Annotated in this window: 14 protein-coding genes; 8 read left to right on the top strand and 6 right to left on the bottom strand. The window is 66.6% G+C overall.

Going from position 1 to position 12,893, the window contains the following annotated elements; genetic code table 11:
- Nucleotides 1–141: 141 nt before the first annotated feature.
- Nucleotides 142–1,791 carry a caspase family protein gene (locus AB4Z10_RS23400; protein WP_441472801.1) on the bottom strand — a complete coding sequence of 550 codons (1,650 nt, stop codon included), beginning with the start codon at nucleotides 1,789–1,791 and terminating at the stop codon, nucleotides 142–144.
- A gap of 403 nt (nucleotides 1,792–2,194) precedes the next feature.
- Here AB4Z10_RS23400 and AB4Z10_RS23395 point away from each other — a divergent pair, with 403 nt between their 5' ends.
- The 5 genes from AB4Z10_RS23395 to AB4Z10_RS23375 all read left to right on the top strand — a co-directional run bounded on the left by AB4Z10_RS23395 (nucleotide 2,195) and on the right by AB4Z10_RS23375 (nucleotide 7,071).
- A complete protein-coding gene (locus tag AB4Z10_RS23395) occupies nucleotides 2,195–2,962 on the top strand; it encodes an ABC transporter ATP-binding protein (protein ID WP_441472800.1) in 768 nt (255 codons plus the stop codon).
- Entirely contained in the window at nucleotides 2,949–3,695 is a 747-nt protein-coding gene (locus AB4Z10_RS23390; RefSeq protein ID WP_441472799.1) for an ABC transporter ATP-binding protein, read from the top strand. The genes AB4Z10_RS23395 and AB4Z10_RS23390 overlap by 14 nt, the downstream gene beginning before the upstream one ends.
- A gap of 77 nt (nucleotides 3,696–3,772) precedes the next feature.
- On the top strand, nucleotides 3,773–4,978 hold the full coding sequence (locus AB4Z10_RS23385) for an ABC transporter substrate-binding protein (protein WP_441472798.1): 1,206 nt from the start codon (nucleotides 3,773–3,775) through the stop codon (nucleotides 4,976–4,978).
- Between the two features lie 195 nt (nucleotides 4,979–5,173).
- Nucleotides 5,174–6,061 carry a branched-chain amino acid ABC transporter permease gene (locus AB4Z10_RS23380; protein ID WP_441472797.1) on the top strand — a complete coding sequence of 296 codons (888 nt, stop codon included), beginning with the start codon at nucleotides 5,174–5,176 and terminating at the stop codon, nucleotides 6,059–6,061.
- Between the two features lie 20 nt (nucleotides 6,062–6,081).
- Nucleotides 6,082–7,071 carry a branched-chain amino acid ABC transporter permease gene (locus AB4Z10_RS23375; RefSeq protein ID WP_441472796.1) on the top strand — a complete coding sequence of 330 codons (990 nt, stop codon included), beginning with the start codon at nucleotides 6,082–6,084 and terminating at the stop codon, nucleotides 7,069–7,071.
- 10 nt (nucleotides 7,072–7,081) lie between these two features.
- Here the strand turns inward: AB4Z10_RS23375 and AB4Z10_RS23370 are convergent, their stop codons facing one another.
- Complete coding sequence (locus AB4Z10_RS23370; protein WP_441472795.1) at nucleotides 7,082–7,612, bottom strand: hydrolase; 531 nt, start codon at nucleotides 7,610–7,612, stop codon at nucleotides 7,082–7,084.
- A 133-nt stretch (nucleotides 7,613–7,745) separates the two neighbouring features.
- On the opposite strand from AB4Z10_RS23370, the gene AB4Z10_RS23365 reads away from it, so the two are divergent.
- The 3 genes from AB4Z10_RS23365 to AB4Z10_RS23355 all read left to right on the top strand — a co-directional run bounded on the left by AB4Z10_RS23365 (nucleotide 7,746) and on the right by AB4Z10_RS23355 (nucleotide 10,466).
- Nucleotides 7,746–8,192 carry a MarR family winged helix-turn-helix transcriptional regulator gene (locus AB4Z10_RS23365; RefSeq protein ID WP_441472794.1) on the top strand — a complete coding sequence of 149 codons (447 nt, stop codon included), beginning with the start codon at nucleotides 7,746–7,748 and terminating at the stop codon, nucleotides 8,190–8,192.
- A gap of 123 nt (nucleotides 8,193–8,315) precedes the next feature.
- Nucleotides 8,316–9,809 (top strand): MDR family MFS transporter, encoded by a 1,494-nt coding sequence (locus tag AB4Z10_RS23360; RefSeq protein WP_441472793.1) that lies wholly within the window; start codon nucleotides 8,316–8,318, stop codon nucleotides 9,807–9,809.
- A gap of 96 nt (nucleotides 9,810–9,905) precedes the next feature.
- Entirely contained in the window at nucleotides 9,906–10,466 is a 561-nt protein-coding gene (locus AB4Z10_RS23355; RefSeq protein ID WP_441472792.1) for a DUF1269 domain-containing protein, read from the top strand.
- A 123-nt stretch (nucleotides 10,467–10,589) separates the two neighbouring features.
- Here the strand turns inward: AB4Z10_RS23355 and dapD are convergent, their stop codons facing one another.
- From dapD to AB4Z10_RS23335, 4 genes are all read right to left on the bottom strand, one after another.
- On the bottom strand, nucleotides 10,590–11,432 hold the full coding sequence (dapD, locus tag AB4Z10_RS23350) for a 2,3,4,5-tetrahydropyridine-2,6-dicarboxylate N-succinyltransferase (RefSeq protein WP_441472791.1): 843 nt from the start codon (nucleotides 11,430–11,432) through the stop codon (nucleotides 10,590–10,592).
- Nucleotides 11,433–11,489: 57 nt separating this feature from the next.
- Nucleotides 11,490–12,251 carry a precorrin-6A synthase (deacetylating) gene (cobF, locus tag AB4Z10_RS23345; protein ID WP_441472790.1) on the bottom strand — a complete coding sequence of 254 codons (762 nt, stop codon included), beginning with the start codon at nucleotides 12,249–12,251 and terminating at the stop codon, nucleotides 11,490–11,492.
- 53 nt (nucleotides 12,252–12,304) lie between these two features.
- Nucleotides 12,305–12,520, bottom strand: a complete 216-nt coding sequence (locus AB4Z10_RS23340) for a hypothetical protein (protein WP_441472789.1) — start codon at nucleotides 12,518–12,520, stop codon at nucleotides 12,305–12,307.
- 91 nt (nucleotides 12,521–12,611) lie between these two features.
- Nucleotides 12,612–12,878, bottom strand: a complete 267-nt coding sequence (locus AB4Z10_RS23335; RefSeq protein ID WP_441472788.1) for a hypothetical protein — start codon at nucleotides 12,876–12,878, stop codon at nucleotides 12,612–12,614.
- Between the last annotated feature and the right edge of the window lie 15 nt (nucleotides 12,879–12,893).

Raw genomic sequence — 12,893 nt, 5'->3', positions numbered from 1 at the left:
CAGGCACTCCCCCGTCAGACGCCGCCCTGCCGCAGCCGCACGATGTCGCCGCGCAAGGCCATGGCCGCCATACTACAGCAGAAAGAAAAAAGCCGGCCCGAGGGGCCGGCCTTCCGGATGATATAAGCGGGAGACGGTGCCTCAGCGGCGGAAGCCGCCACCGATCACCCCGCCCAAAGCGCCGCCGACGATGCCGCCGAAGATCGCGGCACCCGTGCTGTCCCCGGCATCACTCTCACGCGTCCGGACGCGGCCCTGATAGCCGCTGCTGCTCGTGCCGCGGGCCGGAGTAGCCGAGCCTTCATAGGCCGTGCCGCGCTCGCGGGCGAGATCGCGCCGGTACATCTCCTCGCCCTCGTCGGTGGTCTTGCGGGCACTGCGGCTACCCTGCTGGGCATCGCCGACCTTGCGGGTCTTCTTCTCGGCGGCCGCCTTCTCTTCCTGAGCCAGCACCTGCCGATAGGTGACCTCGCTCTGGGCGCGCAGCGCCGTCGCCTGCATGGCCGTCAGGAAGCCGGTCTCCGGGATGCTGCGCGACTTCTGCCATTCCTGGATCGCCTTGCGCTGGCCCGGCCCGAAGGTGGTGGCGGGCTTGCCGGACTGGAAGCCGGCGACGCCAAGGCGGACCTGCAACTCGCGGCGATCCTTGGCCTGGAGCTTCATCGCCGTCTCGGTCTGCACAGTGCCGACCTCCTTCTTGAGCGCCTCGTCAGTGACGCCGGGAGGCATTTCCGTGGCGCTCGCAGCGGGCTTCGCCGCTTCAAGGCTGGCAAGGCGATTGCGCGCGAAGGTGGCGAACTGGCCGGACGGGAAGGCTTCGAGATAAGCGCGATAGTCGGCTAGGGAATTGCCGCGCTCGGCGACTTCCCAGGTCTTCACGTCGAGCTGGGCACGGTCCAGCGAGGGCGCAGCCGGCATGGCCGGAACCGGCACGGCCGCGTCGATGGTCTTGGTCGCGGCAGCCGAGGCATCGACCGAGGCGAGCTTCAGCGTCGGGTTCATCTTGAACTCGCCGATGATCGACGAATTCGTCCAGGGCTTCTGCTTCTTGCCCGTCGTTTCCCAGACATCGGCGCGCACGCGGTCCATCACCGTGGTGATGGAGACCTCGGGCGTCTCGATATGCTTGAGCAGGGCGGAGGTGAACGGGCTGTTGCCGTCACGCTCGCCATCGAGCGCGGTCGCGCGCGGATCGGTGGCGAAGGCGATCAGAATGCCGGAGGCCGACTGGGTCTCGATCGCGGTGAGGCCGCGCGTGACGGCACGGGACTTCGCGGCGAGCTGGGCCGCGAAGGGGTTGTCGCGGCAGGCATCGAGGATGACGATGTTGACGCGCTCGTCGCGCTGCATCTGTCGCAGGACCAGCTGCACGTTGACGGCCTTGAAGTCGAGATCCGCCTCAGAACGCAGCGAGGCGTCGACCGGGATGAGATAGTTCTCGTCGCCGACGGCGATGCCATGGCCGGCATAGTAGACGAGGCCGGCCTTGGCGCCGTCGAGCTTCTGCGCGAATTCGCGCACGATGCCCGTCATTTCGTCCATCTTGAGGTCGTAGCCTTCCACGACGTCGAAGCCGAGGCGCTTCAACGCGGCCGAGATGCCCTTGGCGTCCCGCTGCGGGTTGGCGAGCGGCGGCACCGCCGTGTAGGCGCTATTGCCGATCACCAGCGCAACGCGCCGCTCCGGCGCGGCGGCGAAGCCGGGCGAAGACAGCGCAACGGCCCAGAGCACCAACGCAAGGACCGAAGCCATGCGGGCTTGGAACACCGAAACCAGAGACGCGAAGCTCACGACAACCTCCTCCGAATTCAGCGGCACATACCTTCTGGCCGCGAAGCTCCCGACAGGGGACACCACACGATTGGTCGACGGACAACAATAGTGAAAGCCAACGGGCATTTTTACCGCAACACTTCCCGACGGTAAACCAGAATACCCCTTGGTCGCGCCTACCTTGTCCCAGGTTCAAATGGATTTTTCGGATTCGCGTCCGAAGCAGGCAACATCGCGCGACGCGGCCGGGCGCGACATCCTCCATTTGCAGGACATCTTCAGAATAAGACCAAAGTATATGAACCTGCTTCCGCGAGCCGCTCAGCGAACGTTGACTTATGTTCCCGACGCGGTGCAGCATGCCATGCAAGGGGAACCGCACAAGAAAGAAAGACTAAGCTGATGAAGGCTGGCAGTCGGCATGTCTGAGGACAATATTCTTTCGACCTCAGGTCTAACCAAAGAATTTGCCGGCTTTACAGCTGTGAACGGCGTCAACCTCAATGTCCGGCGCGGCTCGATTCACGCTTTGATCGGCCCCAACGGCGCCGGCAAAACGACCTGCTTCAACCTGCTGACCAAGTTTCTCCCGCCGACCCGCGGAACGATCACGTACAACGGCCGGGACATCACGCGCGAGAAGCCGGCCGAGATCGCACGGCTCGGGCTGGTGCGCTCGTTCCAGATCTCCGCCGTGTTCCCGCAGTTGTCGGTGCTGACCAATGTCCGCATCGCCCTGCAGCGCAAGCGCGGCGATTCCTTCGATTTCTGGCGTTCGGAGCGCACGCTCAAGAGCCTGGACGACGAAGCGAGGAGCCTCGTCGACGCGGTCGGCCTGACGCCCTTCCTGTCGCTGACCGCCGGCGAGCTCTCCTACGGCCGCAAGCGCGCGCTGGAGATCGCGACGACGCTGGCGCTCGACCCCGAGATGCTGCTGCTCGACGAGCCTATGGCCGGCATGGGCCGCGAGGATGTCGATCGCATCGCTGCGCTGATCCGCAAGATCTCGCAGAACCGCACCATCCTGATGGTCGAGCACAACCTCTCGGTTGTCGCCTCGCTGTCGGACCGCATCACCGTGCTGGCGCGCGGGCAGGTCCTGGCGGAGGGCGATTACGCCACCGTCTCGAAGGACCCGCGCGTGGTCGAGGCCTATATCGGTTCGGGAGGCGGCCATGGCCATCACTGAGGCTGTGAAAGCTCCCATGGCCGCTTCCGGCAACGCGCCGCTGCTGAAGGTGCGCGGGCTCGAGGCCTGGTACGGGGAATCACATGTGCTGCACGGCATCGATCTCGACGTCGCGCCCGGCGAGGTCGTAACGCTGCTCGGGCGCAACGGCGCCGGCAAGACCACGACGCTGAAGTCGATCATGGGCGTGATCGGCAAGCGCAAGGGCTCGGTCGTGCTGGAGGGCAAGGAGACGATCGGGCTGCCATCGCGCGCGATCGCCCGGCTTGGCATCGGCTTCGTGCCGGAAGAACGCGGCATCTACGCCTCGCTCTCGGTCGAGGAGAACCTGATGCTGCCGCCGCAGGTCAGGCCCGGCGGGCTTTCCCTCGACGCCATCTTCACGCTCTTCCCCAACATCAAGGAGCGGTTGAAGAGCCAGGGCACCAAGCTCTCCGGCGGCGAGCAGCAGATGCTGGCGATCGGGCGCATCCTGCGGACCGGCGCGCATCTGCTCCTGCTCGACGAACCCACCGAAGGCCTTGCGCCGGTGATCATCGAGCAAATCGGCCGCACCATCGCGAAACTGAAGCAGGAGGGCTTCACCATCATTCTGGTGGAGCAGAATTTCCGCTTCGCGCAGACCGTGGCGGACCGGCATTACGTCGTCGAGCAGGGCAAGGTGATCGACATGATCCTCAATTCCGACCTCGACGCCAATATCGACAAGCTGCACCGCTATCTCGGGGTTTGACGGGCTTCGCCCGGATGCCGGCATTGCGCGGCCAAGAACACGGCGAAATGCCGACAACCACAGCAGGGAGAACAATGATGAAGCTGAAGACGATTCTTGCAACGACCGCGCTCGCCGCCCTGATGGCGAGCCCGGCGCTAGCCCAGCAAATCTCCGTCAAGGCCGGCGTGCTGAACGACCGCTCCGGCCTCTATGCCGACCTCGCCGGCGAAGGCTCGGTCGTCGCCGCGCGCATGGCGGTCGAGGACTTCAAGGCGGCCGACAAGGGTATCAAGGTCGAGATCGTCTCGGCCGACCACCAGAACAAGCCGGATGTCGGCTCGACCATCGCCCGGCAATGGTACGACCAGGACGGCGTCGACCTCATCCTCGACGTACCGACATCGTCGGTGGCGCTGGCGGTCAGCCAGATCACCAAGGAAAAGAACAAGGTCAACATCAACTCAGGCGCCGGTAGCTCCGACCTGACCGGCAAGGCCTGCAACGCCAACACGATCCACTGGACTTACGACACCTATGCCCTGGCTCAGGGCACCGGCGGCGCCATGGTGAAGGCCGGCGGCGACACCTGGTTCTTCCTGACCGCGGACTACGCCTTCGGCCATGCGCTGGAGCGCGACGCGACCGCGACCATCACGAAGGCCGGCGGCAAGGTGGTGGGCTCGGTGAAGACGCCGTTCCCGGGCACCGATTTCTCGTCCTTCCTGCTGCAGGCGCAGGCCTCCAAGGCCAAGGTGATCGGCCTGGCGAATGCCGGCAGCGACACCACCAACGCGATCAAGCAGGCAGGCGAGTTCGGCATCGTCGCCGGCGGGCAGAAGCTCGCGGGCCTGCTCGTCTTCATCAGCGACGTCAACGCTCTCGGCCTGCAGGCGGCGCAGGGCCTGGTCCTGACCGAATCCTTCTACTGGGATCGCGACGACCAGACCCGCGCCTGGTCGGAACGCTTCGCCAAGCTCAACGGCGGCAAGAAGCCGACCATGGTGCAGGCCGGCGTCTATTCGGGGCTGCTGCATTACCTCAAAGCGGTCGAGGCGACGAAGAGCAAGGACAGCGCCACCGTCATGGCCAAGATGAAGGAGATGCCGACGGATGATCCGCTCTTCGGCAAGGGCACGATCCGTCCGAACGGGCGCAAGATGCACGACATGTATCTCTACGAGGTCAAGAAGCCGTCCGAGTCGAAGGGCCCGTGGGACTACTACAAGCAGATCGCGGTCCTGCCGGCGGAGCAGGCCTTCCAGCCGCTGGCCGAGAGCGAGTGCCCGCTCGTCAAGAAGTGAGTTGCTGAAGCCCGGCTCGGCCGGGTTTCAAACCCTCCGGCGTCATTCCGGACCGGCCGCGAAGCGTGCCGATCCGGAATCCATCATAGAGCCGTTGCGCCTTTCGATGGATTCCGGGTCTCCGCTTCGCTCCGCCCGGAATGACGGACGAGGTTCCATGAAGACCTTCCGACGTCCAGATGATCTGAGTCCCGCATGTTCGAACTTCTTGGCGTCCCGCCCCAGGCGCTGTTCGGCCAGGTCCTTCTCGGCCTGATCAACGGCTCGTTCTACGCGATCCTCAGCCTCGGGCTGGCGGTGATCTTCGGGCTCTTGAACATCATCAACTTCACGCATGGCGCCCAGTACATGATGGGCGCCTTCGTCGCCTGGATGTGCCTGAACTATCTCGGCATCAACTACTGGGCGGCGCTGCTGCTGGCGCCGATCATCGTCGGTGCGACCGGCATCGCGATCGAGCGGCTGCTGCTCAAGCGCATCGCCCATCTCGACCATCTCTACGGGCTGCTGCTGACCTTCGGGCTGGCGCTGATCATCCAGGGCGTGTTCCGCAACTACTACGGCTCCTCGGGCCTGCCCTATGCCATCCCCCCGCAACTCGCCGGCGGCCAGAATCTGGGCTTCATGTTCCTGCCTAACTACCGCGCCTGGGTGATCTTCGCCTCGCTCGTGGTCTGCCTCGGCACCTGGTTCCTGATCGAGAAGACCAAGCTCGGCGCCTATCTGCGCGCCGCCACGGAGAATCCGACCCTGACCCAGGCCTTCGGCATCAATGTGCCGCTGCTGGTGACGCTGACCTACGGCTTCGGCGTCGCGCTCGCGGCCTTCGCCGGCGTGCTGGCCGCGCCGATCTATTCGGTCAACCCGAACATGGGCGGGGACCTGATCATCGTCGTCTTCGCCGTGGTGGTGATCGGCGGCATGGGCTCGATCATGGGCGCCATCGTCACCGGCTTCTCGCTCGGGCTGGTCGAAGGCCTGACCAAGGTGTTCTACCCGGAAGCGGCCGCGACGGTGATCTTCATCATCATGGTGCTGGTGCTGCTGGTGAAGCCTGCCGGCCTGTTCGGCCGCGCCCACTGACGCAAGCGAGGGACAATCACATGACCGACCTTGCCTCGACCGACACCCCGGCTGCCGCCGTCGTCACCGAGACCGACGACAGCACGGCGCGCCTCCACCGCAACCTGTTCATCGCCATCGCCGCGGTGCTCGTGGTCGCGCCCTTCGTCGTCTATCCCGTCTTCGTGATGAAGGTTTTGTGCTTCGCGCTGTTCGCGCTCGCCTTCAACCTCCTGCTTGGATATGGCGGCCTGCTCTCCTTCGGCCATGCCGCCTATTTCGGCATGGCGAGCTATGTCAGCGCCTACACCGCCAAGAACTGGGGCCTGACACCGGAGCTCGCGATCCTGCTCGGCACGGCAATCGCGGCCGTGCTCGGCACCGTCTTCGGCGCGCTCGCCATCCGCCGCCAGGGCATCTATTTCGCGATGATCACGCTGGCGCTGGCACAGATGGTGTTCTTCTTCTCGCTGCAGACGCCGCGCTTCACCGGCGGCGAGGACGGCATCCAGGCCGTGCCGCGCGGCAAGTTCCTCGGCCTGATCAGCCTCGCCGACGACCGGGTGCTGTACTGGCTGGTGGCGGCGATCTTCATGATGGGCCTGCTGCTGATCTACCGCATCATCCACTCGCCCTTCGGCCAGGTCTGCAAGGCCATCCGCGACAACGAGCCCCGCGCCATCTCGCTCGGCTACCGCGCCAACCAGTACAAGCTGATGGTCTTCGTGCTCTCGGCCACGCTCGCCGGCCTCGCCGGCGCGACCAAGGCCATCGTGTTCCAGCTGGCGTCGCTCACCGACGTCTACTGGTCGATGTCGGGCGAGGTCGTGCTGATGACACTGGTCGGCGGCCTCGGCACCGTCTTCGGACCGATCGTCGGCGCGCTCGTCATCGTCGCCATGCAGAACTATCTCGCCACCCTCGGCGCCTGGGTCACCGTCGTCCAGGGTATCGTCTTCGTGGTCTGCGTCCTGCTCTTCCGCGAGGGCATCGTCGGCGTCATCGCCAAGGCGATCAGGAAGCCGCTGTAAGAGGCCGCCTCTAGCGGATCAACTTCGAGATCGTCCTGAACTGCGGGTGATCGGCCGTCCGCAGCCATTCGAACAGCACCATTTCGGTGGTGACGATCTCGGCACCATGGCTCGCCATGCGGTTCAGGGCGATCTCGCGCGACTCCGGGGCACGCGAGCCGATCGCATCGGCAACGACGATCACACGCCGGCGGTGATCGAGCAGGCTGAGCACGGTCTGGCCGACGCAGACATGCGCCTCGCAGCCGCAGATCACCAGCTCGCGGTCGCCCGCCAAGGCGTCGAGGAAATCCGGCTCGGCACAGGCGTCGAAGCTCATCTTCGCGACGACCGGCCCAGCCCCCGCCAGCTCCGGCACCGTCGCGCCCAAGCCGCGCGGATTCTGCTCCGTCAGGACTGCGGGAATGCCGAGCAGGCGCGCGGCCTCGACGAGGCGGCCCGCATTGAGCAGCACGCTGTCGCCGGCATGGATCGCCGGCATCAACCGCGCCTGGAAGTCGATGACGACCAGCATCGCATTCTCGGCGGCCAGCAGCGCCATCGCAAACCTCCTCGCGCTGTTTCTTGGTTGCCCGTCATAGCGCGCCTTGGCACTGTCGGCGTCAACCCGGCCTGCCAGCAGCCGCCGGGTGCAGCCGCTTGACTCGCTCCGGCGCGCCCCACATGCAATCGGCATGAACGAGGATGCCGGCGTTCCCTTCGCGACCACGCTGCATGTGCGCGACCATTGCCTGTGCCTGCATGTACAGCGCGCGGCGCGCACCCTGGCGCGCCGCTTCGACGAGGCGCTCCGGCCTGTCGGGCTGACGAACGGCCAGTTCTCGCTGCTGATGGCGCTCAATCGTCCGGCCCCGCCATCGCTGAGGCCGGTCGCCGACCTTCTCGCCATGGACCGCACGACGCTGACGGCGGCGCTCAAACCGCTCGAACGGCGCAGCCTCATCCGGGTTGCCGCCGACCCCGCCGACCGTCGCAGCAAGCTTCTGTCGCTGACACCGGAAGGACGCGCCCTGCTCGCCGCGGCCGTACCGATCTGGCAGAGCACCCATGCCGCTATCGAGGCGGCGTTGCCCGGGGATGCGCCTGAGACGTTGCGCGCCGCCCTGCGCGAGCTGGCCTGACGAAGCGCGCAGCAACCGCTCCGCCCTCATCGCAGGGCCGCCCCGACAACACGCGGCTGGCGCATGGCACAAGCCGGCACTAAGTTCTGTCATTCCGAAAATGCAGGTTCAAACACGGTTTCCATGGACAAGCGGCTCGACGCACCGGCCCAGGCCGCATCGCTGACCCCTGCCGATATCCGCTCGATCCTGATCGGCGTCATGCTGGCGCTGTTCCTGGCGGCGCTCGACCAGACGATCGTCGCGACCGCGCTGCCGACGATCGGCCGCGAGCTCAACGACGTCACGCATCTGTCCTGGGTCGTCACAATCTACCTGCTGGCTTCGACTGCCGTGACGCCGCTCTACGGCAAGCTCGCCGATATCCATGGGCGGCGGGTGGTTCTGCTCTCCGGCATCGCTGTCTTCGTCGTCGGGTCGGTGGCCTGCGCGCTTGCGCCGTCGCTCTGGCTGCTGGTGCTGGCACGCTTCATCCAGGGGCTCGGCGGCGGCGGGCTGATCGCGCTTGCCCAGACCATCGTCGCCGACATGGTGCCGCCCAAGGAGCGCGGACGCTATCAGGTCTATTTCGCCAGCGTCTTCATGTCGTCCTCACTGCTCGGCCCGGTCCTCGGCGGCGTGTTGGCGGAGCAGCTGCACTGGTCGGTGATCTTCTGGATCAATGTCCCGCTCGGGTTCGTGGCCTACTGGATGACGAGCTCGGCGCTGAAGCGCCTGCCGCGCCATGAGCGCCCCCACAAGCTGGACGTGCTCGGCGCCTTGCTGATGACGCTGGGAACCGTATCGCTGCTGCTGGCGCTTTCCTGGGGCGGCACCGCCTATCCCTGGCGCTCCCTGCCGATCGCCGGGGTGGTCGGCATGTCCCTGGCGCTCTGGGCACTCTTCGCCTGGCGGCTGCGGACCGCGTCCGAGCCGCTCATCCCGCTCGATCTGCTCGGCAACCGTGTCGTGCGGCGCGGCACCGTCGCAGCCGGCTTCGGCATGGGCACCTTCATCGGCCTGACGATCTATCTGCCGCTCTATTTCGAGACGGTGATGGGGATGAGCGCGACCCATTCCGGCCTCGGCCTCCTGCCGCTCACCTGCGGCACGGTGGTCGGCGCGACGAGCTCCGGCCGGGCGATGTCGCATGTCACGAACTACAAGCGCGTGCCGCTGGCCGGTCTCTTCGTCGCCCTTGCCGGCACGGCCGTGCTGTCCGCCTTCTCGGGCCAGCTCCCGCTGCTGGCCTTCTCCGCGATCCTCGCGGTCGTCAGCATCGGCTTCGGCACGCTGCTGCCGGTCGCGACCGTCTCGATCCAGAATGCGGTGAGCGCGCATCAGCTCGGCACGGCAACCGCAGTGGCCAATTTCTTCCGCCAGATCGGCGGGGCGCTGATCGTCGCGGTCTTCGGCGCGATCGTGCTCGGCGGCGTCGGCGGCCCCGCAGCGCAGCTTTCGCCCGAAGCGCTGAAGCTCGGCACGGTCGATCGCGAGACGATGGTGACGCTGTTTCGCTATGTCTTCGGCGCAGCGAGCCTCGGTTTCGGCTGCGCCCTGATCTCGCTCGCCCGCATGGAGCAGCGGCCTCTGCGCGGCCGGGCAATCGAAGCGGCCAAGGCCGTCGGCGGCGAGTAGCGCCGCATCGGGGGAACCGACAGCGCAGCTGTGCGTTGCCTTGTGCCTGTGATCCGCACGGGCCAACATGCAGCATCAGCAGCAGGAGTTCCCGCCATGTCCGATCTCGTCGTCATCGTGTATCCGACCGAGGCCCGCGCCGAAGAAATGCGCCAGAAGCTCATCGGCCTGCAGAAGGAATATCTGATCGAGATCGGGGATGCCGCCATTGCGGTCATGCATGAAGACGGCAAGGTGAAGCTGAACCAACTGCTCAACACCACGGCGATGGGTGCGGTCTCCGGTTCGTTCTGGGGCCTGCTGATCGGCGCGATCTTCCTGATGCCGATCTTCGGGGCGGCGATCGGCGCGGCCTCCGGCGCGCTCGGTGGCGCCCTCACCGACTACGGCGTCGACGACAAGTTCATGAAGGAGCTGTCGAGCAGCCTGCGGCCCGGCAACGCCGCGCTCTTCGTGCTGGTCAAGAAGGTGACCGGCGACAAGGTGCTGGAGGCGATCCGCGGCACCGGCGGCACCGTGCTCAAGACCTCGCTCGACCACACGCAGGAGCAGAAGCTGCGCGACGCGCTCGCCGACGCACATGGCGCGGCGCCAGCGACCGACACGCCGCCCGAGCCCTATCCGCAGGGAACGGGCGCTCCCTCGCCGGTGGGTTGAGGGGTCCTTGCAGCGTCATTCTCAGGCGAAGCCAAACTTCGACCTGAGAATCTCGTCACAAGAAGACACTGGTTTCCGAGATGCTCGGGTCAAGCCCGAGCATGACGCAGGGCGACCGCTGCCTCAGTCACGGAGCAGCTCGTTGATGCCTGTCTTGGAGCGCGTCTGCGCATCGACCGTCTTGACGATGACGGCGCAGGAGAGCGCCGGGCCGGGCGTGCCGTCCGGGAAGGGCTTGCCCGGCAGCGACCCCGGCACGACCACCGAATAGGGCGGCACCTTGCCGACATGGACCTGGCCGGTGGCGCGATCGACGATCTTGGTCGAGGCCGAGATGAAGACGCCCATCGAGAGCACCGAGCCCTCGCCGACGATCACGCCCTCGACGACCTCGGAGCGGGCGCCGATGAAGCAGTTGTCCTCGATGATGGTCGGGTTGGCCTGCAGCGGCTCGAGCACGCCGCCGATGCCGACGCCGCCCGAGAGATGCACGTTCTTGCCGATCTGGGCGCAGGAGCCGACGGTCGCCCAGGTGTCGACCATGGTGCCGCTGTCGACATAGGCGCCGATATTGACGAATGACGGCATCAGCACGACGCCGGACGCGATGAACGACCCCTTGCGCGCGGCGGCCGGCGGCACGACGCGGAAGCCGGCGGCGCGGAAGCGGTTCTCGCCCCAGCCCTCGAACTTCGACGGCACCTTGTCCCAGAACACGCCCTCGCCCGGTCCGTTGGCGATGATCATGTTGTCGGTCAGGCGGAAGGAGAGCAGCACGGCTTTCTTCAGCCACTGATGCACGATCCAATCCGCGCCCTGCTTCTCGGCGACGCGGGTCTCGCCGGCATCGAGCATCTCGATCGCCTGCTCGACCGCCTCGCGGACAGCGCCCTTGGTGGAGATGCCGATCTCGGCCCGGTTCTCCCAGGCGGCGTCGATGGTGGCGGCGAGATCGGCGAGGGACATCGGGCAGCTCCAGCGCTTAGAAGGTCGCGGGAGCGATGGCGGATGCGGGCTCGTGCGTCAAGCCGCAGGGCGCCGGCGCAGCAGATAGGTATCCATGATCCAGCCGTGGCGGGCGCGGGCCGCAGCACGCACGCTCACGATCTCGGCGGAGAGTTCGGAGAGCGGCCCGGCGAGGAGAATCTCGTCGGGCGTGCCGAGATAGGCGCCCCAGTAGATGTCGAGACGATCAGGATCGAGCCTGGCGAAGGCCTGCTCGCCATCGAGCATGACGACGACGCTGTCCTGATCGGCCGGGAAGCCCGCCGCCAATCGCCGGCCCGTAGTGATCAGGATCGGAGCGCCGATCGTATTGAGGGGGATGCGGTGGCGCGCGGCCAGCACCTGGACGCTGCTGATGCCGGGATAGACCTGCCAGTCGATGGGGAGACCGGAGGCGACGACCCGCTCCATGATGCGCAGGGTGCTGTCGTAGAGCGCCGGGTCGCCCCAGACCAGCAGCGCGCCTGTCTGCCCCGCGGCCAACTGCGCCTCGAACAGGGCGCGGTAGCGCGTGGCGATGCGCTCATGCCAATCGTCGACCACTCCGTGATAGTCGCTGCCGGCCTCGCCGCGGCGCGGGATGTCGACGGGAACGGTGCGGTAGTCCGGGCTGCGGATGAAGCGTGCGCAGATGCCTTCGCGCAGGGCCCGCAGAGCCGCCTTCTCCTCGCCCTTGTCGGGGATGAACAGGACGTCGGCGCGGTTCAGCGCCGCGATCGCCTCGATCGTCATGTGGTCGGGATTGCCGGCCCCGATGCCGATGATGAGGATGTTGCGCATGCCGCTCCGCCGATCCACGGCGCCTTAGCATGGCATGTCAGCGGAATGCGAGGTCAGGCCCGGCCGAGAACGGCCATGCTGGCGAGGTCCGGCTGCGAGCCCGGCACCGCGCTCAGCGCGAGCGCCGCCTGAAGCGCCTCCAGATCCGCCTGGAGGCGCGGCCGCCAGCCGCAAGGGCATGGCTGATCGCCGCAATGAGCATCCGCCACCTCTCTGTAGACCGAACCGACCGCCTGCGCCGCCAACTCCATCAGGGTGAGAGGCGGCAACCGAGTATCGTGGAGCGCCGCGCAAAAAGCCGTCAGCACCGCCTGCCGGATTTCGGCCCGGGCGGTCTCCAACGATTCGGCGCTCCCCTGATCAGGCGGCACGATCGATGCCCTTCATGGCGGCATGGAGGCGGTTCGGCGGCCCCTGTTCAGGCAATGTGACGACAAGCAGATCGACAAGGCGCTGCATATGCGGCGGCAGTGCCGCATCGGCAGCGAGATCGCCCGGCCCTTTCGCAAGGGCGAGCGCCCGGCGCAGCTCCGGCCGGCTCGCACCCGTGCGAACGATTTCGCGAATGATGATCTCGTCGATCCGGCCGATCGCGGCCGCGACATCGACCTCCGTGACTCCACCCATTCCGGTCCCTCCGTC

This window comes from Allobosea sp. RAF48 (assembly GCF_052114025.1).
Taxonomy (GTDB): domain Bacteria; phylum Pseudomonadota; class Alphaproteobacteria; order Rhizobiales; family Beijerinckiaceae; genus Allobosea.
Note: the sequence above shows the minus strand (reverse complement) of the source record. Positions and strands in the feature narration are given on the sequence as shown.

Coding starts and splice junctions, on each gene's coding strand:
- dapD (WP_441472791.1), bottom strand. CDS start 11,432: ATGTCCCTCGCCGATCTCGCCGCCACCATCGACGCCGCCTGGGAGAAC.
- AB4Z10_RS23365 (WP_441472794.1), top strand. CDS start 7,746: ATGAACGAGGATGCCGGCGTTCCCTTCGCGACCACGCTGCATGTGCGC.
- AB4Z10_RS23395 (WP_441472800.1), top strand. CDS start 2,195: ATGTCTGAGGACAATATTCTTTCGACCTCAGGTCTAACCAAAGAATTT.
- cobF (WP_441472790.1), bottom strand. CDS start 12,251: ATGCGCAACATCCTCATCATCGGCATCGGGGCCGGCAATCCCGACCAC.
- AB4Z10_RS23390 (WP_441472799.1), top strand. CDS start 2,949: ATGGCCATCACTGAGGCTGTGAAAGCTCCCATGGCCGCTTCCGGCAAC.
- AB4Z10_RS23380 (WP_441472797.1), top strand. CDS start 5,174: ATGTTCGAACTTCTTGGCGTCCCGCCCCAGGCGCTGTTCGGCCAGGTC.
- AB4Z10_RS23360 (WP_441472793.1), top strand. CDS start 8,316: ATGGACAAGCGGCTCGACGCACCGGCCCAGGCCGCATCGCTGACCCCT.
- AB4Z10_RS23370 (WP_441472795.1), bottom strand. CDS start 7,612: ATGGCGCTGCTGGCCGCCGAGAATGCGATGCTGGTCGTCATCGACTTC.
- AB4Z10_RS23335 (WP_441472788.1), bottom strand. CDS start 12,878: ATGGGTGGAGTCACGGAGGTCGATGTCGCGGCCGCGATCGGCCGGATC.
- AB4Z10_RS23385 (WP_441472798.1), top strand. CDS start 3,773: ATGAAGCTGAAGACGATTCTTGCAACGACCGCGCTCGCCGCCCTGATG.
- AB4Z10_RS23355 (WP_441472792.1), top strand. CDS start 9,906: ATGTCCGATCTCGTCGTCATCGTGTATCCGACCGAGGCCCGCGCCGAA.
- AB4Z10_RS23375 (WP_441472796.1), top strand. CDS start 6,082: ATGACCGACCTTGCCTCGACCGACACCCCGGCTGCCGCCGTCGTCACC.